22 protein-coding genes are annotated in these 25,372 nt (G+C 67.1%); 12 read left to right on the forward strand and 10 right to left on the reverse strand.

Annotated features, from left to right (window positions below; translation table 11 throughout):
• The first annotated feature begins 69 nt into the window (after nt 1–69).
• From E2F46_RS06970 to E2F46_RS06980, 3 genes are all read left to right on the forward strand, one after another.
• Nucleotides 70–879 (forward strand): GntR family transcriptional regulator, encoded by an 810-nt coding sequence (locus E2F46_RS06970; protein WP_165967374.1) that lies wholly within the window; start codon nt 70–72, stop codon nt 877–879.
• A gap of 91 nt (nt 880–970) precedes the next feature.
• Nucleotides 971–2,251 carry a CaiB/BaiF CoA transferase family protein gene (locus E2F46_RS06975; protein WP_133321339.1) on the forward strand — a complete coding sequence of 427 codons (1,281 nt, stop codon included), beginning with the start codon at nt 971–973 and terminating at the stop codon, nt 2,249–2,251.
• On the forward strand, nt 2,248–3,429 hold the full coding sequence (locus E2F46_RS06980) for an acetyl-CoA C-acyltransferase (RefSeq protein WP_133321340.1): 1,182 nt from the start codon (nt 2,248–2,250) through the stop codon (nt 3,427–3,429). The genes E2F46_RS06975 and E2F46_RS06980 overlap by 4 nt, the downstream gene beginning before the upstream one ends.
• Nucleotides 3,430–3,451: 22 nt before the next feature.
• Here the strand turns inward: E2F46_RS06980 and E2F46_RS06985 are convergent, their stop codons facing one another.
• The 7 genes from E2F46_RS06985 to E2F46_RS07010 form a co-directional block, all read right to left on the reverse strand.
• Nucleotides 3,452–4,960 carry a carboxylesterase/lipase family protein gene (locus tag E2F46_RS06985; protein ID WP_165967375.1) on the reverse strand — a complete coding sequence of 503 codons (1,509 nt, stop codon included), beginning with the start codon at nt 4,958–4,960 and terminating at the stop codon, nt 3,452–3,454.
• Complete coding sequence (locus E2F46_RS06990) at nt 4,957–5,469, reverse strand: DUF1254 domain-containing protein (RefSeq protein WP_133321342.1); 513 nt, start codon at nt 5,467–5,469, stop codon at nt 4,957–4,959. Before E2F46_RS06990 ends, E2F46_RS06985 begins: the two co-directional genes overlap by 4 nt.
• Nucleotides 5,466–6,077 (reverse strand): DUF1214 domain-containing protein, encoded by a 612-nt coding sequence (locus tag E2F46_RS06995; protein ID WP_165967376.1) that lies wholly within the window; start codon nt 6,075–6,077, stop codon nt 5,466–5,468. The genes E2F46_RS06990 and E2F46_RS06995 overlap by 4 nt, the downstream gene beginning before the upstream one ends.
• Nucleotide 6,078: 1 nt before the next feature.
• Nucleotides 6,079–8,352 carry a TonB-dependent receptor gene (locus tag E2F46_RS07000; RefSeq protein ID WP_133321344.1) on the reverse strand — a complete coding sequence of 758 codons (2,274 nt, stop codon included), beginning with the start codon at nt 8,350–8,352 and terminating at the stop codon, nt 6,079–6,081.
• An 18-nt stretch (nt 8,353–8,370) separates the two neighbouring features.
• Nucleotides 8,371–10,794, reverse strand: coding sequence for a TonB-dependent receptor (locus tag E2F46_RS07005; RefSeq protein WP_165967377.1), 2,424 nt, complete (start codon nt 10,792–10,794; stop codon nt 8,371–8,373).
• 52 nt (nt 10,795–10,846) lie between these two features.
• Entirely contained in the window at nt 10,847–11,830 is a 984-nt protein-coding gene (locus tag E2F46_RS17440; protein ID WP_165967378.1) for a hypothetical protein, read from the reverse strand.
• 84 nt (nt 11,831–11,914) lie between these two features.
• On the reverse strand, nt 11,915–13,240 hold the full coding sequence (locus tag E2F46_RS07010) for a serine hydrolase domain-containing protein (protein ID WP_165967379.1): 1,326 nt from the start codon (nt 13,238–13,240) through the stop codon (nt 11,915–11,917).
• A 523-nt stretch (nt 13,241–13,763) separates the two neighbouring features.
• Between E2F46_RS07010 and E2F46_RS07015 the strand changes: the two genes are divergently transcribed.
• The 9 genes from E2F46_RS07015 (at nt 13,764) to E2F46_RS07055 (ending at nt 22,637) form a co-directional block, all read left to right on the forward strand.
• Nucleotides 13,764–15,347 (forward strand): acyl-CoA carboxylase subunit beta, encoded by a 1,584-nt coding sequence (locus tag E2F46_RS07015; RefSeq protein WP_133321347.1) that lies wholly within the window; start codon nt 13,764–13,766, stop codon nt 15,345–15,347.
• Nucleotide 15,348: 1 nt separating this feature from the next.
• Nucleotides 15,349–15,576: an acyl-CoA carboxylase biotin carboxyl carrier protein subunit gene (locus E2F46_RS07020; protein ID WP_133321348.1), complete on the forward strand. Its 228-nt coding sequence runs from the start codon at nt 15,349–15,351 to the stop codon at nt 15,574–15,576.
• 191 nt (nt 15,577–15,767) lie between these two features.
• Nucleotides 15,768–17,216 (forward strand): ABC transporter substrate-binding protein, encoded by a 1,449-nt coding sequence (locus E2F46_RS07025; protein ID WP_165967380.1) that lies wholly within the window; start codon nt 15,768–15,770, stop codon nt 17,214–17,216.
• Nucleotides 17,217–17,231: 15 nt separating this feature from the next.
• Nucleotides 17,232–18,227, forward strand: coding sequence for an ABC transporter permease (locus E2F46_RS07030; RefSeq protein WP_133321350.1), 996 nt, complete (start codon nt 17,232–17,234; stop codon nt 18,225–18,227).
• The gene (locus tag E2F46_RS07035; protein WP_133321351.1) at nt 18,220–19,059 is read left to right on the forward strand and encodes an ABC transporter permease; all 840 of its coding nucleotides are present in this window, start codon (nt 18,220–18,222) and stop codon (nt 19,057–19,059) included. Before E2F46_RS07030 ends, E2F46_RS07035 begins: the two co-directional genes overlap by 8 nt.
• Entirely contained in the window at nt 19,056–20,039 is a 984-nt protein-coding gene (locus E2F46_RS07040; RefSeq protein WP_133321352.1) for an ABC transporter ATP-binding protein, read from the forward strand. The genes E2F46_RS07035 and E2F46_RS07040 overlap by 4 nt, the downstream gene beginning before the upstream one ends.
• Nucleotides 20,032–20,976 (forward strand): ABC transporter ATP-binding protein, encoded by a 945-nt coding sequence (locus tag E2F46_RS07045; RefSeq protein ID WP_133321353.1) that lies wholly within the window; start codon nt 20,032–20,034, stop codon nt 20,974–20,976. Before E2F46_RS07040 ends, E2F46_RS07045 begins: the two co-directional genes overlap by 8 nt.
• Entirely contained in the window at nt 20,966–21,847 is an 882-nt protein-coding gene (locus tag E2F46_RS07050) for a MaoC/PaaZ C-terminal domain-containing protein (protein ID WP_133321354.1), read from the forward strand. The genes E2F46_RS07045 and E2F46_RS07050 overlap by 11 nt, the downstream gene beginning before the upstream one ends.
• Before the next feature lie 19 nt (nt 21,848–21,866).
• Nucleotides 21,867–22,637, forward strand: coding sequence for a glucose 1-dehydrogenase (locus tag E2F46_RS07055; protein WP_133321355.1), 771 nt, complete (start codon nt 21,867–21,869; stop codon nt 22,635–22,637).
• A gap of 223 nt (nt 22,638–22,860) precedes the next feature.
• Here the strand turns inward: E2F46_RS07055 and E2F46_RS07060 are convergent, their stop codons facing one another.
• From E2F46_RS07060 to E2F46_RS07070, 3 genes are all read right to left on the reverse strand, one after another.
• The gene (locus tag E2F46_RS07060; protein WP_133321356.1) at nt 22,861–23,085 is read right to left on the reverse strand and encodes a helix-turn-helix transcriptional regulator; all 225 of its coding nucleotides are present in this window, start codon (nt 23,083–23,085) and stop codon (nt 22,861–22,863) included.
• Nucleotides 23,086–23,432: 347 nt separating this feature from the next.
• Nucleotides 23,433–23,846 (reverse strand): type IV pilin protein, encoded by a 414-nt coding sequence (locus E2F46_RS17795; RefSeq protein WP_279512679.1) that lies wholly within the window; start codon nt 23,844–23,846, stop codon nt 23,433–23,435.
• 3 nt (nt 23,847–23,849) lie between these two features.
• Nucleotides 23,850–25,372: pilus assembly protein (locus E2F46_RS07070; protein WP_279512680.1), on the reverse strand; the 1,523-nt coding region annotated here is incomplete at its 5' end.

Below are 25,372 nucleotides of genomic sequence, written 5' to 3' on the forward strand. Positions count from 1 at the left end.
CGAAGGATTGGATTGGCCGACTTCCCCGCCCCCACCGGCCGCTTTCCCCGTGCAGCGAGGACGCCCGTCATGACGCCTACTCCCGGCAAGCCCAGCGAGACCGACGGTTCGCCGGACATGGCGCCGGTCGAGGACCGCGACCGCCTGGTCGAGAAGGTCGTGCGCCAGCTGACGCGCGACATCATGGCGGGCATCTACGGGCCCGGCGACCGGATCAGGGAGCCGGAAGTCTCCGAACGACTGGGCATCAGCCGGGCGCCGGTGCGCGAAGCGCTGCGGAACCTGGAACACGAGGGCATGGTGGAAGTGATGCCATGGCGCGGCGCGCGGGTGATCAATCCATCACCGGACGAGATCGCGGACCTGTTCGACCTGCTGGCGGCGGTAGAAGGGGTGGTCGCGCGGCTGGCGACCCGCCATGCCAGCGACGAGGATCTCGCCCGCTACGCAAAGAAGGTGCTCGAGGCTGCAGAGGTCGCACGCGAGCACAAACAGAAGGATTTCTTCGAAGTCATCCACGTCGCCTACCAGGCGGCGGAAGTGCTGGCAGCCAGTTGCGGCAGCGCGATGGCAGCCAACATGGTGCGCCGCATCGGCAAGCCTGCGTACTGGCTGCACCGTTTCCTGATGCCGGCGCCGCAACGCTGGATCCAGCAATCGCTGGCCCGACAGGCCGCGCTGCGCGATGCGCTGTTGGCGCGCGACGAGGACCGCAGCGAACGCGCCGCGCGCGCATTGGTCGGCCACACCCGGCGACTCGTGGTGTTGCGCGCACGGGAAGTCGAAGCCGCGCAGGGCATCCTGCATCGCGCTCCGGCATGGAACGTCGGCCGCATCGCCGCGAAGGAACCCGCACGCCGACGCACACGCAAGGACTGAGCGTCGTCGCTCCCTCCGCGTGCGCGACGCGACCGGCGAACGCCGTATCGCATCGCGACGTCCGCGCATCCGCTCCGACGGAGGTTTCCCGATGACCGATCCGCACTCCACCACGCGCGGCCCGTTGGCCGGCTACCGCGTGCTCGAGCTGTGCAGCACCATCGCCGGCCCCGCCTGCACACGGCTGTTCGCCGACTTCGGTGCCGAGGTCATCAAGGTCGAACCGCCACAGGGCGATCCAGCGCGCGCGCTCGGGTTCCGCGACGGCGACGTCTCGCTGACCGGCGTCGCGCTGATGCGCAACAAGCGCAGCACGATCATCGACATCAAGACGCCGGAAGGCGCGAAGCTGGTCCGCGAACTCGCCGCGACATGCGACATCGTGGTCGAGAATTTCCGTCCCGGCACGCTGGAGCGCCTCGGGCTTGGCTACGAGGACCTCTCGCGCGACAACCCGGGCCTGGTGATGGTGCGCATCTCCGGCTACGGACAGACCGGCCCCTACCGGCACAAAGGCGGCTATGGGGCGATTTGCGAGGCCTTCGGCGGCATCCGCCACCTGATCGGGGATCCCGACCGGCCACCGGCGCGTGTCGCGGTTCCCGTCACCGACTACGTCACTGCGGTCTACGCCGCGTTCGGCGCGATGATGGCCTTGCTCGAACGCGAGCGTAGCGGGCGGGGACAGGTCGTCGACGCGGCGCTGTACGAGGCTGCCTTCAGCATGATGGACAGCGCGGTGCCCACCTACGACAAACTCAAGCTGGTGCCATCGCGGCTCGGCACTCGGCTGCCGGCGATGGCGCCGAACAACCTCTATCCCGCCAGCGATGGCACCTACGTCCTGATCGCGGCCAACAGCCAGGCGGTCTATGAGCGGCTCGCATGCGCGATCGAGCGCACGGACATCATCCAGGACCCGCGCTTCGCGACCATCCGCGCACGCTGGGACAACGTCGACGCACTCGACGCAATCATCGGCGACTGGGTCGGCGCACAAGACGCGAAAGACGTCGAGTCCGCACTCGAGGCCGCAGGCGTGCCCGTCTCGCGCGTCTATACGCTGCCGGACATCTTCGAGGACGCGCACTACCGCGAACGCGACATGCTGCTCGACGTGCCGCACCCGGTGCTGGGCGATGTCGTGCTGCCCGGCATCGTGCCCAAGCTCTCGGCCACGCCCGGCGAGGTGCGATGGGCGGGCACCGAGGCAGGCAGCGACACGCGCGCGGTCCTGGCCGAGCTGCTCGCACTCGATGAGGGCGCGCTCGATGCGCTGGAGCGTTCAGGCGTCATCGCCACCGCCATTGCCGATGGACGGCCTTCGGACGGCCCCACACCTACCCCCACCGAAGAGGACCCCCGGCGATGAACGAAGCCGTGATCGTTTCCACCGCACGCACGCCCATCGGCCGCGCCTACCGCGGCGCATTCAACGACCTGCATGGCGCCGAACTCGCCGGACACGCGATTCGCGCCGCGGTCGCGCGCGCCGGGCTCGCGCCAGACGAAGTCGACGACGTGGTGCTGGGCTGCGCGCTGCAACAGGGTGCGACCGGCGGCAACATCGCGCGGCAGGCGGCGCTGGTCGCGGGGCTGTCGGTGCGCACGCCCGGCACCACCGTCGACAGGCAGTGCTGCTCGGGCCTGCAGGCGATCGTCAACGCCGCGAACGCGATCCGCTCCGGCGACGCCGACGTGATCGTATCCGGCGGCGTCGAATCGATCAGCCTCGTGCAGAACAACCACTACAACCAGCACCGGCTCGCGTCGGACGAATTGCTGGCGATCGCGCCGGCCGCGTACATGCCGATGCTGCAGACCGCCGAAGTGGTGGCGAAGCGCTACGGCGCGTCGCGCGAGGCACAGGACGCGTACGCATTGTCCAGCCAACGACGCACCGCGGCGGCGCAGGCGGCCGGGCGCTTCGACGACGAAATCGTGCCGGTCACGGCGACGATGGTCGCGACCGACAAGGCCACGGGCGACACCAGCCGCCGCGAGGTGACGCTGTCGAAGGACGAAGGCAACCGCCCGGACACCACCGCGGAAGGTCTGGCCGGACTGAAGCCGGTGCTCGGGAATGGCGTGGTCACCGCCGGCAACGCCAGCCAGTTGTCCGACGGCGCATCGTCCTGCGTGGTCGCCTCGGCCGACTGGGCCGCGCGACGCGGGCTGGAACCGCTCGGCATCTTCCGCGGATTCGTCGCCGAGGGTTGCGAACCGGACGAGATGGGCATCGGCCCGGTGTTCGCGGTGCCAAAGCTGCTCGCCAGGCACGGGCTCGCGGTGGACGACATCGGTCTGTGGGAACTCAACGAAGCGTTCGCGGTGCAGGTGCTCTACTGCCGCGACAAACTTGGCATTCCCGACGAACGACTCAACGTCGACGGCGGCGCGATCTCGATCGGGCATCCCTACGGCATGAGCGGCGCGCGCATGGTCGGGCACGCCTTGCTCGAAGGACGACGCCGCGGCGTGAAGCACGTGGTGGTCACGATGTGCATCGGTGGCGGCATGGGCGCGGCGGCGCTGTTCGAGGTCGCCTAGCAGGCTGTTTTTCGACAGCCTGCTAGCGCCGCGCGTCCGGCGAGAAGAAGCGGTCGATCGCGTCGAGGATCGGCGCGCGCAAGCGCTGGACCTGGCGCGCTTCGTCGTCGGCGATGTCCATGGTGTTGTCGCGGCGGCGGCTATACGCATCCCAGGGCGCGAACACGCAGTCGGGACGTCCATGTGTCGCGAACGCGACCCAGCAGTCGGCGACGTCGCGGGACATCCGCAGGTCGGCTTCGCTCATCTCCGACATCGATGCGCCACCGCCGCTGCGTCCGAGCACGTCGAACACGTACGGGATTTCGCTTCCGTGCCCCACGCCGGGTACCTGTCCACGCCGGCCGCTGCGCACGTAGCCGAACCGGTAGAGCCAGGCCGACGATTTGCGTGCCTGCATCGCGGCGATCCAGCGTGCAGGCGCGCCGAACACCAGGTCGCCGAACAGCAATTGCTGGCGCACGGCATCGTCCTGCGTCTCGTTTCGGTAGAGCTCGCGCACGGCCTTGCTGTCCGCGAGGCGGCGCCCCTGCTCGCCGGGATCGAGCGCCTGCATCAGGCTGCCTTCCCAGGTATTGCTGCCGATCAGCAATGGCACGGATGCCTGCCGACCGTTGCGGAACACGTCGACAGGCTGCCGCACCACCGACACGCCATCCACGAACGGGCCGAAGCCGAGCGAGCGATCGGCCGCGATCGCATCCACCAGACGCTCTGCGGGCACCGCGCGCAGCACGGATGCATCGGCATCCGCCGGCATGTCGATCCTGTCGAGTCCCGCCTGTACGCGGCGCCGCATCGCGACCGCATCGGGCAGCATCGCCCAGCCGCCGCCCGATTGCACGATGGCACCGGCGAACAGGCCTTCGGCCTCGGGACTGGCCATCAGCATCAGCACGGCGACGCCACCGGCACTCTCGCCGAACACGGTCACCCGCGCCGGATCGCCGCCGAATGCGGCGATGTTCCGCTGCACCCAGTGCAACGCGGCCAGTTGGTCCATGAAGCCGAAGTTGCCGCCGGCGTCCTCGCCATCGAGCGCCGGATGCGAGAAGTAGCCGAGGTAACCGAGGCGATAGTTGAGCGTCACCACCACCACGCCGCGCCCGGCGAGCGATGCGCCCTCGTAGTACGGCAGCGAACCGGCGCCGAAGCGATGCGCGCCACCATGGATCCACACCATCACCGGCAGCCGCTCGGCATCGGCGGGCGCCCAGACATTGAGGAACAGGCAGTCCTCGTCCTGCCGCGCAGGCGCGACACCGATCGCCTGCTGCGATGCCTGCGGACAGGCGGCACCGGCGACCGTGACATCGCGCAGCCCGTCCCAGCCGGTGGCGGGAGCCGGCGGTCGCCAACGCCGCTCGCCGGTCGGCGCTGCCGCATAGGGAATGCCGAGGAAGCGATCCACCCCTTCGCGACGTTCGCCTGCAAGCGGGCCCGCTTCGACCTGCACCCGGGGGCGCTCGCCATCGCCAAATGCGGGTAGCGACAACAGGCACAACAGGCAGAGCACGCCGATCCGGATCATGGTTGCACCTCGCAGAGGTCTCGTTCGCGGATCGCCTCGGCTGCCTCCCATTCCGCGGGTGTTGGCGCCAGCCTGCGCACCGCTGCGATGCCACGCTGCGAGCGTAACGCGACCCGTCCGTCGCCCGCCATCGCATCACCATGCGTCAGCACCACCTCGACACCTCCTGGCGCGCCCGTGTCGTTCCACGTGCGCACATTGTCGCTGTTGGCTGTATACAACGACAGTGACCAGTAGCCGGCCGACGGATGCACGCGAACGCGGACATCGCCCCGCGAGAGGTCGAACACGCAGACCGAGTAGGCCAGGTCCGGCGACGGCCGCACGATGGCGCGCGACGCCGGCGACGCCCTGCGAGCGTGGATCCACTGGTGCAGCCGCTCGCCATCGCGTCCGAGCGTATCCATCGCCCCGCCCATCAACCGGTGCGGCATCGCGGACACCCACGCGAAGTGCGTGGCGACGCCGGTCGCCAGCGCCAGCATTGCGCAAGCCAGCATGCGCTTCATCGCTTCCCCTCCCCGGCGCACGATTCGCGTTCGATGCGTGGCAATGCGATGCGCAGAGGATCCGCGAGCAACGCGGCGTCGGGGCGATAGACGCGCAGCGCCAGCGTCGGCGCGCGGCTGCCCATGGTGGAGAGCCAGGGCCCGTTGCCTTCACGCGAAGGCGCGAGGCGGATTCGCCACGTACCATCACCACCGCGCGGCAACCCCGCCGCGCCGAGCGAATGCGCATCGTCATCGTTGCGCGCGAGGAAACGGTCGTCCGCGTATACGGTAAGCGACCACCAGCGCCCCGGCAGGTCACCGCCGGCCAGCAGGTAGGCGCAATCCTCGCGCAGGCGATGGCCGGCGGCATCGCGGTCGGCGATGTAGTACGTCGCCTCGTCGCGGCTCAAGGCCAGCAGGCCGACACGCGCGATCCGCGCGCGGGTGTGCAGGTCGGCCGCTTCCGCGCCCGCGAGCCGGTCGATGGCCCATGATGGGTTTGTGGGCACGCGCTCGATCGCCGACTCGCCGGTGGCCCAGCGCGCACTGGCAAGGCCGCCCGCGATGCCGATGGCCACGGCGAGCGCCCAGGGCCACGCGTGCAGCCATCGCGGTGCGCCGGCCACGTCAGAAGCGCTTGCGGAGATCGATTCCCCAGGTGCGCGGCAGGCCGGGATACCCGTTGTAGCTACCTGCCTGCGCGACGGAATCGAAAATCACCATGTTGTAGTACTCGTCGGTGAGATTGTTGCCCCACAACGACACCTCGAAGTCGTTGCGAAAACGCAGGCCGACGCGTGCATTGACCAGCGTGTAGGCGTCCTGCCGCTTGGCCGGATCGAGGTTCGCACCGGTGTTCACCTCGCCCTGGTAACGGGCAGCGATGGAACCGAACAGCATCTTGTCGCCGACCTGCCGGTCGAAGTCGAACCCCAGCAGTCCGGTGTGCTTCGGTGCGTTGGTGATCTGCCTGCCGTGCAGCGCTGCGTTGAACGTGTCTTCGCCGTACTCGGCTTTGTTGTAGGTATAACCGCCACGCAGCTTGTAACCCGGCGCGAGGTACCAGTCCGCCTCCAGCTCCACGCCCTGGGAGCGAGCACTGGCCTCGTTGGAGATGCGGAAGCCCAGCCCGTCGAAGGTGTTGAGCTGGACGTCGTCGTAATCCATCCGGAACAGCGCGGCACGAAGGAACAACCGCCGGTCGAACAATGGCTTCTTCAGACCGAGTTCATAGGAAGTCACCGTTTCCGGTTCGAACGCGGCCGTGCCTCCGACCGCATTCGCCGGGTCGAGGTTGATGCCTCCGGCCTTGAATCCGGTCGAGTACGTGAAATAGACGCTACCGCCGCCGTCGAAGTTCTTCGCGAGACTGGCGACGCCCACGGTGCGCTCGTCCCCATAGGACGCGCTGTACAGCGGCACGCCACAGAGGATGCGCGCTGCAGCCGGAAGCCCCGGTATCGTGCACGAGGGCGAATTGGAAACACTGAAGCCGTAGCCATCCTTGTCCTCGCGCACGTGGCGCAGGCCAAGGGTCAGGTCGATTCCGTGGTCGAAGTGCACGATGTTGTGCGTGTAGAGCGCCTGCGTCCGCCCCGACTGGCGCGCACGGCGCTGCTGCAGGCCGGTGCCCACGGTGTAGAGCGGCAGCACGGGAGCCGGCGGCACCACACCGAGGAAATAATTTCCGGCCAGCGCGCCGAACAGCGTCTGACCATCGAACCCGACCTCCTCCCAGCCAAGATACGCACCCACCATCCAGTCGATGCGCTCGCCCTGCCCGCGCAGGGTGAACTCGGAAATCCTGGTGATCGCGCTGCCCTCATCACCGGTCAATACAGCGATGTCGACATCGCTGAAGTCGCCGTCCGACATCACCAGGGACTTGCCGTCGCGGTAGCTCAGCGTGCCGTTCAGCGTGGCCCAGCCGAGGTCCCACTCCATCAGCGCGCTCAATCCCGCCTCGTCGACATCCGAGCGCACCTCCGCGTCGAACGCGACCTGGTAGCTGCCGTCGTAGGCCGGCAGCGTGCCACCCAGCAGCCGCAGGAACGCTGCCGTGGCGCCGTATTGCGTATACGGCGCCGCGCAACAGTTCTCACGCTTCTGCACGGCATCGGCGATCAGGCGCAGCGAAAAGTCCTCCGTTGGCGTCCACAGCGCCTGCGCGCGCGCCAGCCAGCGGTCGCGGTTGTTGTAGTCGCGGCCGTCGAAGGTGTTGTGCACGTAGCCATCGCGCTGGTTGTACTGCGCGCTGAAACGCAGCGCGAGCGTGTCGTCGACCACAGGCCCGCTCCAGGCGCCGGAGAACACGGTGCTGTCGAAGTTGCCGAGCGACGCCGCGACGAATCCTTCGTTCACGAAGGTCGGCTTCTTGGTCTGGATGTTGATCACGCCGGACGAGGTGTTCTTGCCGAACAGGGTGCTCTGCGGGCCGCGCAGCACCTCGATCTGGTCGATGTCGACCAGATCGGTCAGCGCCAGGCCCGAACGCGACCGGTAGATGCCATCCACCAGCACACCAACCGAGCCCTCCAGCCCCGGGTTGCTGGCCGCGGTACCGATGCCGCGCATGCGGATCACCGCGCCGCCCGCCTCACTGCCCGAGGTGGTCACCACCAGCGATGGCGCCAGCATCGACAGCGATTGGGTGTCCTGCACGTTGGCCGCGACCAGGTCGTCGCCGCCAATGGCGGTTACCGCGACTGGCACGCGGTCGATGTCCAGCGCGCGCCGCGTCGCGGTCACGGTGACGGTGTCGAGCGAGGTCGCGCGTTCTTCCGCCACGCCCTCGTCGGCCGCGTCCTGCGACAGGGCCGGCGACGCGGCCAGCGCGAGCGAAACCGCGAACGCGAGCACGCCGCACCTGCGCACGCGGAGGGCCTCGTGTGCTGTGCTCATGCCGGTCGTGGTCCTGTCTCAGAACTGCTGGCGGAAGGTGATGCCGTACATCCGTGGGTTGCCCAGGCGCCCGACAATCGCGCCTGTGCCGAAGATCAAGGGGCTGCGATAGAGGTAGTACTCCTTGTCGAACGCATTGTTCACCCATAGCGACACGTCGGTACCCCGCTCGCCGAAGCGCACACCGGCGCGGAAGTTGAACAGCGAGAACGACGGCACCCAGGTTTGCTCGGACGGGCCGGAGTAGAAACCGGACCGGTACGAGACGTCGCCACCGACGTAGGGACGCACCCCACCGCTGCCGAAGCCGCGCTGGAACTCGTAGTGGGCACGGGCATGCCCCGCCCAGCGCGAGACGTTGGTCAGCGCACGCCCGCTCAGGTCGCAGAGGCCGGTCGGATTGACGCCCGCGCACTGGCTGACCGGCGCGGACACGTAGTAGGCATCGGTGTACGCCACCGAAGCGCCGAGGGTGAGCCCGCGGCCAGCGAGGTAGAGGGCGTCGATCTCGGCGCCCTGCGAGCGGATTTCGGGAACGTTGGCCACGTAGATCGTGGTCGCGCCGACCGGGCTGGTGAACACGCGCGAGCTCTGGTAGTTCTCCACGTCGGTGCGGAACGCCGACAGGTTGAGCATTATCCGGTTGCCGAGCAGGCGGCTCTTGAGGCCCAGCTCGTAGCTGTTCGCGTTCTCCGGCTCGATGGTTTCACTCGACGCCGGGACGTTGGCGCCGAAGTTGATGCCGCCGGACTTGTAGCCGCGGGAGTACGACGCATAGCCAGTGACGTCATCGCTGATCTTCCACGTCCCGCTCACGGTGCCCGACAGGTCTCCCTCGTCGTTGGACTGCGGATAGCCAGAAATGGTGCGGGTGTCGAATGCCGGGACGGAGGCCGCACGGATCGCGGCCACCGTCGGCGCCAGCGCGGGCGGGATGTCGGCCAGGGGTACGCCGCCCTGCGCTGCCTGCACCGAGAAGCCGGACTTGCGCTCATCGGTGTAGCGCAGCCCCAGCGCGAGATCGAAGCGGTCGTTGACGTGCCAGGTGGCGTGGCCGAAGACGGCCGCGCTGCGCGTGTCGACGCGACTTTCGCCCACGCCCTGCAGCCCATCCAGCGCCAACGTGCTCAGCGCCTGCGGCAGCCCCGGCAGGATCCACGGGCCGGCGGCGGCGCCGAACTCCTGGAAAGTGTCGCTGGTCAGGCGGTCCTTCATGTAGAACAGTCCGACCACGTACTCCAGTGCGCGGCCGTCGGGCGATGCCAGGCGCAGTTCCTGCGTGGTCGTCTTCGAATCGGAGAAGAACGCGCCCTGGGTCAGGATCGGCAGCCCGATCATGTCCAGGTCGTTGTAGGGATCGAACGACCAGCGGCGGTGCGCGGTGATGGAGGTGAAGGTGTGCCCGCTGTCGAGGCGCCAGTCGAGCTTCGCCGCCAGGCCGCTTTGTTCGATCTGGTAGTTCTGCCGGGAATCGATGTCCGTGCGCCGGGCGAACGGATCGACCGGCAACGGCGTGTACCCCACCAGCGCGGAGCGCGCGTAGAAACCGTTGGCGATCGGCGTGCCGTCGTCCAGCGTCGTGATCACGCGATCGATCACGTCCGTGCAGCAGTCGAGGTCCTGCTTGCTGTAGTCGGCGGTCAACATCAACGTGACGCCGTTGCCCGGATCGAACAGCAACTGTCCGCGGACGCTCTTGTCGTCGTAGTCGTTGACGTCGCGTCCGGTCCGCACGTTGTGCATCGTCCCGTCGCGACTGGTAACCGACGCAGTCAGGCGGCCTGCGACGGTCTCGCTGAAGCCGCCCGACGCGGTGCCGGCGATGCGCCTGTAACCGTAGTTGCCGACACCCACCTGCAACGCACCTTCCGGTTGGAAGCTCGGTCCGCGCGTGGTGATGTTCAGCGCGCCGGCGGTGGTGTTCTTGCCGAACAGCGTGCCCTGCGGACCGCGCAGGATTTCCATCTGCTCGATGTCGATGAAATCGAACGCCGATGCACCCGGCCGCGCGTAGTACACGCCATCCACGAACACCCCCACGCTGTTGACCAGCATTTCGCTGGCCAGGTTGGCCCCAAGGCCGCGGATGGTCATGCTGACGTTGCGCGGGTTGGTGTTGACCACGCGCAGGCTCGGCACCTGGCGATAGATTTCCTGCAGGTTGGGATCGCCACCGGTTTCGAGATCGTTGCCATCGAGCACCGACATCGCGATCGGAACGTCCTGCTCGCGCTCGTCGCGACGCCGCGCAGTGACGACCATCCGGTCGAGTTCGATGGCTTCGGTGGGTTGCGCGGCCGGGCCGGATGCGGGCGCCTGGCCGGGTTCCGCCGGCTCCTGCGCGACGGCGATCGCCTGGCAGCACAATGCCGACAGTACGCAGGCGGCAAGCCTGTGGATGCGCAGGCCACGGGATGCTGTGCGGGATTGGAGTTGCGACATGGTGCCCCCTGGTGGATGGAACGGCGTCGGGATCAGCGGATGTACGGACGGGTCATGGGGTGTAGCCGGTGTAGGCGTAACGGATCGCCTGCCCGCAAATCGCGCTCGCCCGGAATGCCGTGCCAAGCAGGCCACGCCGCGCGACGATGCCGTAGAGACTCTTGTCGGCGCTGATCCACGGATAGAAACCCCACGCGCCGGCACTGCTGTAGGCGCCGTCACCGGGGCCGACCACAGGGCTAAGGGGGGGGTTGAACTGCCCGGCCGTGGCGTTGTCCTCGATCCAGTAGTGGTAGCCGTAGCTCCACGCGACCGTTCCGGCGGCCGTGCAGCCGGACTGTCCGGGCGGACAGGGCAAGGTCGGGATGGTGTCGACGCCGAGGTGGTCATGCATCACCAATCCGCCACTTGCGGGTGGCGTCATCATCCGGATCAGGAACTCCGCGTACTCCGCAGCGCTTCCTTCCAACCCAGCCGGCAACGCCGGATACTGGTACTCCATGGTCGTTCCGAGCGTGAGTTGCACCTCGGCCGTCAGCTGCGCGGTGGTGAAATCGCCCATGTCCAGCAGCGACGGGCTGGCAGCGACGTACTGGCTGTTGCCACCGCTGTAGAAGAACTCGCCGACCGCGCCCGGATCCTGGACGTTGTTGCCGATCATGTTGAAACAGCCCTTGACCGTCGGTGCCAGCGTGCACAGCAGCTGGTTGAACGGCTTGTAGCCGGTGAGCATGAACGCCGCGTCGCGCACCGCAGGCGGCGGCGCTCCGGCATACCGCTCCAGAATATAGGCACCCAACGGCCATTTCGATGCCGACGCAAGGTTCATGCGGCTGTTGCGGTTGTACAGCGTGCCGCCGACCTGGCCGGACACGAGCGGCCCGCCAACATCGCCGATTTCCCAGTAGAACGGCCGTGCGGCGGTGCATGCCGAGCCATTCGCGGCAGCAGTGGCCGCCAATGGATCGCCGGCGAGTGCCGACGACGAGAACGCAGCCATGGCGAGTACGCCCGCGGCTAGCAAACGACGAAACATCCCATTGCCTCTGTTCGCACACATCATCTCGTCCTCCCATGGTGGACCGGGTGACCGGCCGCGATTGGTCTTGTGCAGATCAGGTCAATGCGCGGGATCGACCAGCGCTTCGTACACCGCCGTCTTCAGGACATCGCCGAGCGGATAGGTCCCCGACGGCATGAGCTGGGTCATCAGGACGGCAACGATGCCGTTGCGGCGATCCACGAAGAACGTGGTACTGCCGGCGCCGCCCCACATGTACGTGCCCTCGCCCCCATGCTCGTCGTCGAGCACGACCGCCCCGCCATAACCGAAGCCCACGCCGGTGCCGGTGCCGCCGAAACCGAATGGCGTGGCCTCGGCCAGTTGCCCGAACTGGTCCTCGCGAAGGTGGTTGGACAGCATCAGGTCGACGCTTCCCGGCCTGAGTACGCGTACGCCGTCCAGCTCGCCGCCGTTGCACAGCATTTGTGCGAACCGGTAGTAGTCCAAGATCGTCGACACCAGCGCACCGCTGCCGGTTGCGACCGCGGGCGGTTTGAGGAACGCGCTGCGTTGCGGCGTCTCCACCGCGACCAGCCCACCATCGGCATTGCGCGCGTACAGCGATGCGAAGCGGTCTAGCGATCCCTCGGGCACGTGGAACCCTGTGTCGCCCATCTTCAGCGGCCCGAGGATGCGTTCCTGCAGGAACGCATCGAAGCCTTGGCCTCGGGTGCGTTCGACCACGAGCGCGGCGATGTCGAACCCCAGGCCGTAGTGCCAGCGCTCGTCCGGCTGGTAGGCCAATGGCACGCTGGAGATGCGTTCGGCGAACGCGCCGAGATCCGGAATCGAACCGTCCAGGAACCAGGTCGCCGACTGCAGCCCGGCCTGCTGGTAGAGCTTGGCGACCGGCGTTCCGATCTGGAAGCTCATCGTGAAGCCAGCGGTGTGCGTCAGCAGGTTCTCGATCGTCATCTGCTGCTGCGCCGGCACGGTCTCGATCGCGTCGCCTTCGCCATCGGCATACACACGCACGTCCGCCAGCTCCGGCACGTAGCGGGCCACCGGATCGGACAGCGAGAATCCCCCCTTCTCGTAGGCGGCCATCACCGCGGCGGCGGTGACCGGCTTGGCCATCGAGTAGACACGGATGATCGTGTCGTCCGCCATCGGCGCGGCGGTATCGATATCGCGCTGGCCGAAGGCGGCGAGATGGACGATCCTGCCATGGCGCGCCACCAGCACGCTGGCGCCGGGAAGCTCGCCGCGATCGACGTAGCCTTGCAAGGTCCGGTCGAGTTCGGCCAGGCGCGCAGCGTCGAAACCCAACTCCGCTGGCGATGCCAGCGCCGGCACGGCGTTGTCCTGCGCTGACGCGGTCAACGCAGACATGGACAGGCATAGGGAAAACCCGGCCCGGTGGAACGCGCGACGCAAAGTCATGCCAGCCCCCCTCCCAAGGGATTGCAGACGGTACTGAAGCCTGTGGCGAGTCTTACGCTTTGTCGACGGATTGGTCAACACATTGTCGACAATTTTGCGCCGACGATTGTTTCGTGCCAGTATCTGGAATGCGCTGCGGCACGCTTGGGAAACGCTACTGCCGACATCATCGGCAAGCTTCCACACCCCCTGCCGCAAAGGCGACTTCAGGCTCATGGGCTCTCTTCGGATCGACAGAAAAATTCTTTATGAAACCAGCATATAGAGACGTACCGAGGGCCCTCAACCAGCAGCCGGAAGGGCCACCGCTGCAGGCTCCCGGGGCCAGGCGCGGGCCACGCCGGCCGTCCCTGCGCGCGCTGGCCGCACGGGGTTGTCGATCGCGCAGCTGTCGACAACAGGCATGCTGCGATGCCGCATGCACTTGCGCGGATTTTGCGCAGGCCGCGAGCCGGGTTGTCGCATTCCGCACGTACACTGGACTGCCAACGCGCCATCCCGGGCCAAACCGCCACGAGACAGCATGAGCGCCGACGACACCGCCCTCTCGGTTACAACTGGCGGCGACCCCCTCGCCGAACTGGAACGGCGCCGCGCGCTGGCGCTGCGCATGGGCGGCGAGCAGGCACTGCAGAAGTTCCGCGACAGTGGTCGCATGAACGCGCGCGAACGCATCGCCGCGCTGCTGGACGAAGGCAGCTTCCGCGAGTTCGGGCGGATCACCGGTGCCGGCAGCTACGACGAGAAGGGCGATCTGATCGACCTGCAACCGGTCAACGCGATCATCGGCTACGGCAACGTCGACGGGCGCAGGATTTCGGTGTCCGCGGACGACTACACGATCCGCGCCGGCTCCTCGGAAGCGACGATCTCCGAGAAGTGGATCTACGCCGAACGCTATGCGTTGACCTATCGCATGCCGCTGGTTCGCCTGGTCGACAGCGCAGGTGGCAGCGTAAAGCTGCTCAGGAAGTTGAACGCGACGAAGATCCCGGGCTATTCGCAATGGCCGTCCAGCGACCTGATGCGAACCGTTCCCGTGGTCGGCGTGGCGCTGGGGGCATGTGCGGGCCTGGGCGCGATCAAGGTGCTGTCGTCCCATTTCTCGGTCATGGTGCGCGCGCAGTCGCAGGTGTTCGCCGCGGGGCCGCCGGTGGTGAAGCAGGCCTACGGCATCGACGTCGACAAGAACGCGCTCGGCGGCCACGAGGTGCACCGCCGCAGCGCACTGGTGCACAACGAGGCCGAAGACGAGCGCGACGCGCTGAGGCAGGTCCGGCGATTCCTGTCGTACCTGCCGCGCAATGTGTACCGGCGCGCGCCGCATGCCACGCCGACCGACGAGCGCGGGCGCATCGAGGACTGGTTGAAGGATGCGGTACCGACCGACCGGCGGCAGCCGTACGATCCCCGCCGGATCCTCGAAGGCGTGTTCGACCTCGGATCGGTGTTCGAGGTCGGGCGCCACCAGGGCGGCTCGACGATCACCGCGCTCGCCCGCATCGACGGCCACCCCGTCGGCGTCATCGCCGGCGACCCGCGCGTCTCCGGCGGCGCGATGACGCTGCAGAGCGCGTACAAGTTCGAACGCCATATCCAGTTGTGCGATACGTTCGGCCTGCCGGTGGTGCACTTCGTCGACCAGCCGGGCAATGCGATCGGCCGCGATGCCGAGCTTGCCGGCACGCTGCTGGGCGCGATGCGCGTGGGCGAGTCGATCGAGGACGCTCGCGTGCCGTGGATTTCAATTGTCGTTCGCCGGGCCTTCGGCATGGCCGGCGCGATGCACGCCCCCAAGCACTACCCCGCGCTCAACCACGTCTTCGCCTGGCCGACCGCGCGCTGGGGCTCGATCCCGATCGAAGGTGGCGTGGCCGCGGCGCATCGGGCCGAGATCGAGGCCGCGCCGGACCCGCTCGCCATGCGCCGCGAGCTGGAGGCGTACTACGGCAAGCTCGGATCGCCTTTCCGCACCGCCGAACGTTTCGGCGTGGTCGATGTCATCGATCCACGCGAGACGCGTGCACTGCTGTGCGACTGGATCGAGGATGCGCGTGAGGCTCTGGACACCGATCCACGGCGCCCCCATGCGGCCGGGAGGGAGTGACATGGCGCTCATCGAACTGACGGCACCGACCACCGGCGTGGTCTGGAAAATACCCAAAGCGGTCGGAGAACGCGCCGCCGCAGGCGATGCCATCGTCCTCATCGAATCGATGAAGATGGAGATCCCCGTGACCGCGCCAGGCGAGGGACGCGTGGTCGCGGTCCTCGTGCACGAGGAGGAACTGGTGAGCGAAGGACAGGTCGTCGCACGGCTGGATACGGGCGCGTGATCGCGCATCGCCGACACGCCAGCACCGGCGCAGACAACGACGGCAACGAGGAAAACCACATGCCTGCAACAATGCTGCCACGACACATCGGAACCCCGCGCCGGCGACACGCATGCATGGTGATCTCGTGCGCCGTATTGATCGCGGCGTGCGGCGCACCGTCGTCGCCAGAACCTTCGGCGCAACCGACCATGCCCGCGAACGATGGCACGCTCTCCATCGCGCTGGAATCGGACTTCCAGAGCCTCGACCCGCTGCGTGTCAGCAACATGGTCGAACGCCAGGTCGCGCTTGCGGTCATGGACCCGCTGTTCGACATCGACAGCGACGGCAACGTCGTGCCGATGCTCGCCGAATCCGCCAACACCCCCGATGACGGCAGCACATGGCACGTGGCGCTGCGAGAAGGCGTCCGCTTCCACGACGACACCCCGCTGGACGCCGATGCGGTGGTGTTCAACATAGAACGCCTGCGCGATCCCGCCAATGCCTGCCGCTGCCTGCCGCAACTCGACAACATCGCATCGGTCCGGGCCGTCGATCCGCTCACCGTGGAATTCATCATGCACGGACCGGATGCAGTGCTGCCCGCGCTGCTCGCCGACGCGCCGGGCCTGGTGCTGTCGCCAACGGCGATCCGCAGCGATCCCAACGGAATCGGCACCAGGCCGGTCGGCACCGGTCCCTTCAGGCTGGCGAGCTGGGAACCCGGGCACCGCGTCATCGTGGAGCGCAATCCCGGCTACTGGCAGCCAGGCAAACCGCACCTGCAACGCGTGACGTTCCTGCCGCTGCCCAACGAGGACAGCCGGCAGGCCGCGTTGCTGGCGGGCGACGTCGACGTGATCCAGTCCCCGCACACGCGCTTCTCGGCGCAGTACGCCGACCACGATGGTTACCGGCTGATGACCGGCAAGGGGCTGGGCAGCGTGTTCCTGATGATGAACACGCGCAAGCCTCCCTTCGACGACGTGCGCGTGCGCCGTGCGATCGCGCACGCGACCGACCGCCCGACCTTCGTCAAGGCCCTGTTGCAGGACCAGTACCCGGTCTCCGACAGCCTGCTCGGACCCGGCTCATGGGCCTACACCCCGGTGCCGGGCTACCCGGCCTACTCGCCGGAGCAGGCGAAGGCGCTCCTGGCCGAAGTGGGCAAGCCGGTGTCGTTCGAAATATCGGTCATCAACTCGCCGTTCACCGCGCTGTCGGCGCAGGCGCTGCAGCAGATGTGGCGCGACGTCGGCATCGAGACCACGATCCGGCAAACGGAAGGTGCACGCTTCATGGCCGACGCGATCAACCACGAGTTCCAGATGTCGATGTTCCGATTCGTCGGCCGCGCCGATCCGGATCTCAACCTCTATCGCGCGTTCCACTCGCGCTATGCAGACGGGCCGTCGAGCAACTACACCGGCTACGCCAATCCGGAAATGGATGCGCTGCTCGAACAGGGACGCGCCACAATGGAGCGGGGCGAGCGCGTGCGGACCTACGCGAAGGTGTCGCAGCTGCTCGCCAGCGACGTGCCCTACCTGTTCCTGTTCGGTACCACGCTGCAAACCATGATGCGCGCCAACGTCGATCCAGGCCCGAACATACCCGATGGCGTGCTTCGGTTGCAGGACGTGCGTGTGCAATAGCCGGGACCGCAGGGCATGAGCGCAAGCCCCAGGCTCCTGCAGCCGCCGACGTGGCCGACGCGTCCGCTGTCGCGCTGGCTGCGCACCGCGGCCGCATCGGTCGCGATCCTGCTGGCGGTCTCGGCCATCACCTTCGCGCTGGTGCAGGCCGCGCCGGGAGATGCAGCGTCGGCGATCCTGGGCGAGGCTGCGACCACGCAATCGCTTACCCAACTGCGCACGCAAATGGGCCTCGACCAGCCGCTGCACATGCGCTACCTGCGCTGGCTGGGCGACGTTCTCCGTGGCGATCTCGGCACGCTCCACCGGTCCGGCGAACCGGTGGCCGGCGCCATCGCCGGGCGCCTTCCGGTGACGCTCCAACTGCTCGTCGGCGCGCAACTGTTCGCATTGTTGTTCGCTGTGCCGGCCGCGATCCGTGGTGCGTACCGCGAACGCGGCGCGTTCGACCGTGTCGTGCAGACCCTGGCAACCGGTTTCGTGTCGACGCCTTCCTTCCTGATCGGACTGCTGCTGGTCTACGTATTCGCGCTGACGCTGGGGTGGTTGCCCGCCACCGGCTTCGTCCCGCTGCGCGAGGATGTTGTCGGCAACCTGCGCACCATGCTGCTGCCAGCGCTGACGCTGGGACTTGCGGAGTTCCCGGCGTACATGCGGCTGCTGCGCAGCGAGATGCTGCAGACGCTGCAGCAGAACTTCATCCTCACCGCGCGCGCGATGGGCCTGCCGCCGTGGCGCATCCTGCTGCAGCACGCGTTGCGGCCGTCCTCGCTGAGCCTGGTGACGGCGATCGGCATCAACATGGGCCGGCTGCTTGGCGGCGCGGTGATCATCGAAGTGTTGTTCGGCCTGCCCGGCATCGGCTCCCTGCTCGCCGAATCGATCTACCAGCGCGAGTACGCCGCAGTGCAAGGCATCGTGCTGTTCGTCGCCGTCGCCTTCGTCGCCATCAACCTGGCCGTCGACGCCGTGTACACCTGGCTCGATCCCCGGATCCGGCACCATGGCTGAACGACGCATGCGCGCCCTCCGGCTCCCCGACGTGGCGTTTCTCGCCGCATCGACGTGGCTTGCGCTCGTCGTCTTTGCAGCGTTCTGCGCGGAACTGCTGCCGATCCATGACGCATACCGGCAGGACCTACTGGCCACGCTGCAGCCGCCATCGATCGAACGCTGGCTCGGCAGCGACTCGCTTGGCCGCGATGTGTTTGCGCGAACGGTATCCGGCCTGCGTGTCAGCTTGCTGGTGGGTGTCGGTGCAGTCGCGTTCGGCCTGGCCATCGGTGGTCCGCTGGGGTTGCTGTCCGGGTATTACCGTGGACGACTGGACGCATGGATCTCGGCACTGATGTCGGTGATCCTCGCGTTCCCGCCGCTGGTGCTGGCATTGGCGATCATTGCAGCCACCGGCGCGTCACTCGGCAAGGTCGTGCTGGCGATGGGCATCCTGTTCGTACCGGCCTGCGCGCGCCTGGTCCGCGCGAATGCACTGCGCCTGGCCGACCGTGAGTTCGTGCTCGCCGCACGCGCCGGCGGCATGCCGGACCGACGCGTGCTGGTGCAGGAAATCCTGCCGAACCTGCTGCCGCCGCTGATGGCGTACGTTCCGCTGATGGTCGCCATCGCGATCATCGGCGAGGCCAGCCTGAGCTTCCTCGGCCTCAGCGTGCCACCGCCGCAGCCCAGCCTGGGCGGCATGGTGTCCGCCGAGCGCGGATCGATGGCCATTGCGCCGTGGACGGTGTTCGGGCCCGCAGCCGTGTTGTTCACGACCATCCTCTGCCTCAACCTGCTTGGCGACCGCTGGCAGCGCAGGCTCGACCGGCGCGGGGCAGCGTTGTGAGCGCGCCACTGCTCTCGGTGCGCGGACTCAAGACGTGGCTGCGCACGCCTGCCGGTATCGTCCGTGCGGTGGACGGCGTCGATTTCGACCTGCACGCCGGCCGCACGCTCGGCATCGTCGGCGAATCGGGCAGCGGAAAATCTGTGCTGGCACGCTCGCTGATGGGCCTGAACCCGTTGTCCATCGAAGTGCGTGCCGGCGGCCATGCCCTGTACGACGGCCGCGACCTGCGCAGCCTCGACGAGGCCAACATGCGTCGGTTGCGCGGCCGCGATTTCGCAATGGTATTCCAGGACCCGATGACCTCGCTCAATCCGGTGATGACGATCGGGGAGCAGATCGCCCAGCCACTGCGGCTGCACATGGGCATGCCGCGCAAGATGGCGCACGAACGCGCCGTGGACCTGCTCGATTCCGTCGGCCTCCCCGCACCAAACGAGCGTGCGCGCCAGTACCCGCATGAACTATCCGGAGGGCAACGGCAGCGGGTGATGATTGCGCTGGCACTGTCGTGCGATCCACGCGTGCTGATCGCGGACGAACCGACCACCGCGCTCGACGTTACCGTGCAGCGCCAGATCCTCGAACTGCTGCAGCACGCGCAGCAGGAGCGCCGGATGGCACTGGTACTGATCACGCACGACCTCGGCGTGGTCGCGGACATGGCCGACGAGATCGCGGTGATGTACGCCGGACGTTTTGTCGAGCGCGGACCCGCGGCTGCGCTGCTTGCGCAGCCCAGGATGCGCTACACCGAAGCGCTGCTGCGCTGTGCACCGACGCTGGAGACGCCGACGAGGACGATACTGCCATCGATTCCAGGACGTCCGCCGGCGCTGACCGCACCACCGCAAGGTTGTCACTTCGCCGCACGCTGCCGCTACGCCGACGAGGTCTGCTCGCGCCCGCCCGCGCTCGCCGGCGACCCGCATGCGTTCGCATGCTGGCATCCCGCAACGGGAGGCCCTGCCCATGGCTGAGCCGCTGCTGTCGATCCGCGACCTGCGCATGGGCTATCGCGGCCCCGGCGGCGCACGGGTCGATGCGCTCGCCGGCGTGGACCTCGACATCGCCGCCGGGGAAACGCTGGGCCTGGTCGGCGAATCCGGTTGCGGCAAGACCACGCTGGGACGCGCGGTGATGCTGTTGCCGCCGCCGGACGCCGGCAGCGTCGTGCTGGAAGGCACCGAACTGACCGGACTGAGCGCCGGCGCATTGCGCGCGTTGCGCCCGCGCATGCAGATGGTGTTCCAGGATCCGGTGTCCTCGCTCAACCCGAAGCGCACCATCGCCGATGCCGTGGCGACACCGCTGCGCCTGCATGCGCGCCTGTCGCAACGGGAACTTGGCGAGCGTGTTGGCGCGATGCTCGAAGCGGTCGGTCTCGACCCCGCAACGATGCGCGACCGCCTGCCCCATGAGCTGTCCGGCGGCCAGTGCCAGCGTGCCAGCATCGCGCGCGCGCTGGTGTTGCAGCCGCGCCTGTTGTTGTGCGACGAACCGGTGTCGTCGCTGGACGTGTCGATCCAGGCGCAGATCGTCAACCTGCTGCTGGACAGCAAGCGCCGCTTCGCCCTGACCATGCTGTTCATCGCGCACGACATCGCCGTGGTGCGCCACATCAGCGACCGAGTCGCGGTGATGTACCTCGGGAAGCTTTGCGAAATACTGCCTTCCGACACACTGGTCGCAAACGCCATGCACCCATACACGCGGTTGCTGCTCGAGTCGGTTCCCGGTCGCGGGGGATCCGGCCGGCAACCGGATGCGCGCACCGCGGCCGCGCCGCTGGCACCTCCTTCCGGCTGTCGATTCCGCCTGCGCTGCCCACTCGCCACGTCGCGCTGCGTCTCCGAAATCCCGGTGCTGCGTGCACGCGCCACCGGACACCAGGTCGCCTGTCACCATGTCGATTGAACCGCTCGTCCTGACTTCACCGGTCGTGACCGGCATCCACCCGCCTCCGGCGACCGTCCGTGCCGACCGCGAATGGCTGATGGCCTATGCCGCCGCGCTGTCGGAGCACGATCCCGCCCGCTACGACACCACCCGGGAAGGCGGGGTCGACGCGCACCCGCTGTTCCCCGTCTGCCTCGAATGGCCATCGTGGCTGCAAGCACTCGAAAGCGCATTGCCGCCGGACGCGCTGCCGCGCGGGGTACATGCGACCCACGAACTGCGCTACCACCGCCCGATCCGCCAGGACGAGTCGCTGCGGATCGAGACACGGATCGTCGCCTGCAGGCAGCGGCGCAGCGGCCTGCACCTGACCACGGTTCTGCGCAGCAGCGACGAGGCCGGCAACACGGTGTTCGAATCGCGCGCGGGGCTGTTGCTGCGCGGCATCTCGGGGGAGGAAGCCGGCACCGAGGACGACAGCAACGCCAACCTGCTGCCGGCCAGGTCGTTCGCCGACGAAGTGCCGCAATGGATCGAGACCCGCGAGGCGCCGGTAGGCTTCGCGCACGTCTACACCGCCTGCGCGCGCATCTGGAACCCGATCCATACCGACCTCGCGGTCGCCCGGCGCGCCGGGCTGGACGACATCATCCTGCACGGCACCGCCACCCTGGCGCTCGCGGTCTCGGCGATCTGCACGCGCGAATCCCGCGCACGGCCCGCGCGAAGGATCACCGCACGCTTCCTGTCTCCGGTCACGATGCCGACCAGCCTGCGCATCGAACGACTCGCCGGCAACGGCGGCGACATCCGTTTCCGCGTCCGCAACGGTTCGCTGGCCGACGCCCCTCCCGCCTGCATCGGCACGATCTCGTTCGCCGACCCATGACCCTTCAACGGAGCTTCCCTTGAACGCACTGCCCGACGCCTTCGCGCTGCATCGCAAGACCGCCCTCGTCACCGGCGCCTCGCGCGGCATCGGCGAATCGACCGCCAGGTTGCTTGCCGCATGGGGCGCACACGTGATCGTCTCCAGCCGCAAGCTCGACGCCTGCGAAGCCGTTGCGGCGTCGATCCGCGATGCCGGCGGGCAGGCGACCGCGCTCGCCGCGCACATCGGCGAGCCCGAGGCGATCGAAACGCTGTTCGCCGAGCTGGACGACAAGGACCTCGCACCGGACATCCTGGTCAACAACGCCGCGGCCAACCCTTATTTCGGCCCGATGCTCGACCAGCCCATGGATTCCTTCCAGAAAACGCTGGACGTGAACATCCGCGGCTATTTCTGGACCACCGTGCAGGCGGCCCGCCGCATGCGTGCCAAGGGCGGCGGCGCGATCGTCAATGTCGCCTCCATCAATGGTCGCCGCTCGGCGCCGATGCAAGGCGCGTATTCGCTGGGCAAGGCCGCGATCCTGTCGATGAGCGAAGGTTTTGCGCGCGAGCTCGGCCCCGATGGCATCCGGGTGAACGCCGTCCTGCCCGGCCTCACCAAAACCAGGTTCGCATCCACGCTCATCGACAACGAATCATTGATGGCCCAGTTGCGTCGACAGATTCCGCTCGGTCGTGCCGCACAGCCGGACGAGATCGCCAGCGCCATCGCCTTCCTCTGCACCCCGGCAGCATCCTACGTAACCGGCGCCGGATTCACCGTCGACGGCGGATTCCTGTGCTGATCGCAAGACGGACCTTGGTGCGCCAAGCCAAACGTCCGCGGCCGTTCCACTCCGATGCAGATGGAGGGGGTCTTACCGTTCTTGTAGGGTCGCGATCAACTTTCGCGCCCAGGGCAGCTTGCACAAACGTAGTAACCGAGGGCGTCCACCTACAACCACCATTGTCTGGTCACGACCGAGGCTGTGTAAAAAACTCGTCGGCAGCGCGCGTTTCTTTCAAGATTCAAAGGCCGTCAACCCAAGCGCGGATGGCCGCCATGCGCCAACGTGAGCACCGAAGTCCCAGCTGCACACGTTGCGGAAACTTTCCTTCCCGAATCATTGCGTAGATCTGCGATTTTCCCAAGCCAACCAGATGACAGACATCCTCAATCGGTATCAGCAGTCGGTTGTCCGTTGAATCTGCAGGTGACGGAGTGTTTTGGTCGAGGGTTTGCTGGATGTCCATGACGGATAATCTAACGTAGTCCATTGCGCTACTTCTGCCGATACGACCTGTAAATCACCGGCGAATCGGCCTGTTAGCTCGAATTACGTTACGATTACAGGTCGTCGTTACGACTGACTACTCGTGATCGCCTCTGTACGTTACGCGTGGAGCTCGGAATTTCACCCCATTCGCTCGCGCGAGTAGAGATGTGAGTATCACGATTCGATTAGGCAGAAATTTCAATCTGAAATCATGAACTTGCAGATTCCATCAGACGCCAACTTCGGGCGCCAAGTCCAGAACGAAAAAGGCCCGCGACGTGTCGCGGGCCTTTTTTGTCATGCAACTTGCGCTTCCTGACCTGTTTACCAGCACCCCGCCGTGGCAGGCAACTGCACGCCGGCCTGATTCACGCTCAACGCCCCGCACAGCGGATCGGAGTGACCTCCAGTGGGCGTGGCCGTGATCGTGTAGGTACGCCCGTCAGCTACGACACCGATGTTGTAGTAATCCAACGCGCTGTCCTGGCACGTCGACGTATCGGCTACTGCCCCGGTGTAAGTCAGGTTGACGGTATAGAACCGCTCCATCTGCTGCGCCACGGCTGTTGCACACGCGCCGCCGGCCGCGCGTCGAGTCTTGCGAACATGTTCGTTGTAGGCTGGCAGCGCGATCGACGCCAGGATGCCGATGATGGCCACCACCACCATGACCTCGATCAGGCTGAAACCGGCTGCAGGTCGTCGCCGTGAAGCACGGCGTTCAATCATCGAATCCATTGATCAATCCCCCCTGATCTCACGCCAGGATGCACGCTCCCAGCGTGGTGCCAATGTCAGCGGCGAACCCACGTCCGCGCCACCCGAACCGCCAACCACCAGCATGCCACGCAGCAGGTTGGGCAACGTCGGCATGCCCACGCCCAGGTTGACCGAACCCACCGGCAATCCGCTGACCACCGAATCCGAGGTATCGCCATCGCGGTTGAGGTCGAAGTAAGACCCGCCCGCGCTGGTACCCGTGAACGCGTTGAGCGCGTTGACGTAACCCGAGCCATCCGATTCGCACGCATCGCCCGTCGGGATCATGCTGGCGGTGATCAGGAAGGTCGATACCACCTGTGCATCCTGGATGATCCGTTCGCCGCTCGCCGGCAAGTCGATGAACCAGCCCTTCGAACCATCGGGCAACGCCGCGCTGGACTGGAACGCCCGCACCGGGAACCCGTTGGAGAATTCACCGGTGACCGTGACCGTGCGTTGCGTGAGGTCGGCCCGGCCCAGCGTCGTGGTGTCCTCCATGAACCCGTACATGCCCTGCACCGAAGTGTCGATGACGTCTCCGGCTGTCAGGTAGCGGCCCGTTCCGAAGAACAGCCAGCGCTGGTTGGTCAGCGGATGCGTCGCCAGCGTGATCGCACCACTGATCGGCTGCGGGTTGTTGGCTGCGTCACGCGCCTCGAACAGCTTGGTGGCCGACCAGGAGGAGGGCGAGGAAGAAGTCAGGTCGAACTTCCACACGTTGCCAAGCATGTCGCCGGCGTACACGTAGGACAGGGTTCGACCATCCGACCCGAACACGCCTGCAGGCGCGGACAGACCGTTCGGCATCGCCGGTGTTCCTGCTCCCGTATCGATCTCGCGGATCACCGCACCCGTCTCGAGGTCGAGCACGATCAGCACAGCGCGATGGTTGGTGCTGTTGACGCCGTTGCCCAACACCACCGCGTTAACCCCGCTCTGCACGCGCGCCAGGATCGGCCTGCCCTGCACCAGGCCCATGTGGTTGCCCGGCGTGTTGGCGCGTTCCCACTTGAAGTTGCCGGTGCCGAACGTGCTTGGCGTACTCACGTCCAGCGAGAACAGGCCTTTGCCCCCCTTGCCCAACGCACCCACCAGCAGGTTCCTGCCCGGCGTCTGCTGGCGGCTGGTCACGAGGATCGGACCATCGACGAAATAGCGGTGGGCATAATCCGGCCGGCTCAGGTTGCCAAGGTCGGCCCAGTTGATGATGCCCGGGATGAAGGTAAACAGTTCATTGCCGTTCGCCGCGTTGATGGCATGCAACATGCCGTCGTTCGCACCGACGTAGATCGTATTGGTGTCTTGTACGAACGCAGGCGAGGAGCCCACGATATCGCCGAGCAGGTGGACGCGATTGCGCAGGTTGCCATCGGGTTGCGACATTTCCCGCGTCCGGTCGCCTGCGATATAGCTGGCATTCTGCGCACCCGTCACCGGGTAGGCGTAAGCCGGCGCCAAACGCGTCAAGCTACCCAGCTGGGCTGCCGTCGCCTGCGCAGGGA

This window comes from Luteimonas aestuarii (genome assembly GCF_004357985.1).
Lineage (GTDB): Bacteria > Pseudomonadota > Gammaproteobacteria > Xanthomonadales > Xanthomonadaceae > Luteimonas > Luteimonas aestuarii.

Excerpts from the sequence above, each read along its gene's own strand:
- E2F46_RS07000 (WP_133321344.1), bottom strand. The coding sequence starts at position 8,352 with ATGAGCACAGCACACGAGGCCCTCCGCGTGCGCAGGTGCGGCGTGCTC.
- E2F46_RS17440 (WP_165967378.1), bottom strand. The coding sequence starts at position 11,830 with ATGTTTCGTCGTTTGCTAGCCGCGGGCGTACTCGCCATGGCTGCGTTC.
- E2F46_RS07050 (WP_133321354.1), top strand. The coding sequence starts at position 20,966 with ATGTCGATTGAACCGCTCGTCCTGACTTCACCGGTCGTGACCGGCATC.
- E2F46_RS07010 (WP_165967379.1), bottom strand. The coding sequence starts at position 13,240 with ATGACTTTGCGTCGCGCGTTCCACCGGGCCGGGTTTTCCCTATGCCTG.
- E2F46_RS07015 (WP_133321347.1), top strand. The coding sequence starts at position 13,764 with ATGAGCGCCGACGACACCGCCCTCTCGGTTACAACTGGCGGCGACCCC.
- E2F46_RS07025 (WP_165967380.1), top strand. The coding sequence starts at position 15,768 with ATGCCCGCGAACGATGGCACGCTCTCCATCGCGCTGGAATCGGACTTC.
- E2F46_RS06985 (WP_165967375.1), bottom strand. The coding sequence starts at position 4,960 with ATGATCCGGATCGGCGTGCTCTGCCTGTTGTGCCTGTTGTCGCTACCC.
- E2F46_RS07060 (WP_133321356.1), bottom strand. The coding sequence starts at position 23,085 with ATGGACATCCAGCAAACCCTCGACCAAAACACTCCGTCACCTGCAGAT.
- E2F46_RS07020 (WP_133321348.1), top strand. The coding sequence starts at position 15,349 with ATGGCGCTCATCGAACTGACGGCACCGACCACCGGCGTGGTCTGGAAA.
- E2F46_RS06990 (WP_133321342.1), bottom strand. The coding sequence starts at position 5,469 with ATGAAGCGCATGCTGGCTTGCGCAATGCTGGCGCTGGCGACCGGCGTC.
- E2F46_RS07045 (WP_133321353.1), top strand. The coding sequence starts at position 20,032 with ATGGCTGAGCCGCTGCTGTCGATCCGCGACCTGCGCATGGGCTATCGC.
- E2F46_RS17795 (WP_279512679.1), bottom strand. The coding sequence starts at position 23,846 with ATGGATTCGATGATTGAACGCCGTGCTTCACGGCGACGACCTGCAGCC.
- E2F46_RS07030 (WP_133321350.1), top strand. The coding sequence starts at position 17,232 with ATGAGCGCAAGCCCCAGGCTCCTGCAGCCGCCGACGTGGCCGACGCGT.
- E2F46_RS07035 (WP_133321351.1), top strand. The coding sequence starts at position 18,220 with ATGGCTGAACGACGCATGCGCGCCCTCCGGCTCCCCGACGTGGCGTTT.
- E2F46_RS07005 (WP_165967377.1), bottom strand. The coding sequence starts at position 10,794 with ATGTCGCAACTCCAATCCCGCACAGCATCCCGTGGCCTGCGCATCCAC.
- E2F46_RS06975 (WP_133321339.1), top strand. The coding sequence starts at position 971 with ATGACCGATCCGCACTCCACCACGCGCGGCCCGTTGGCCGGCTACCGC.
- E2F46_RS06970 (WP_165967374.1), top strand. The coding sequence starts at position 70 with ATGACGCCTACTCCCGGCAAGCCCAGCGAGACCGACGGTTCGCCGGAC.
- E2F46_RS06980 (WP_133321340.1), top strand. The coding sequence starts at position 2,248 with ATGAACGAAGCCGTGATCGTTTCCACCGCACGCACGCCCATCGGCCGC.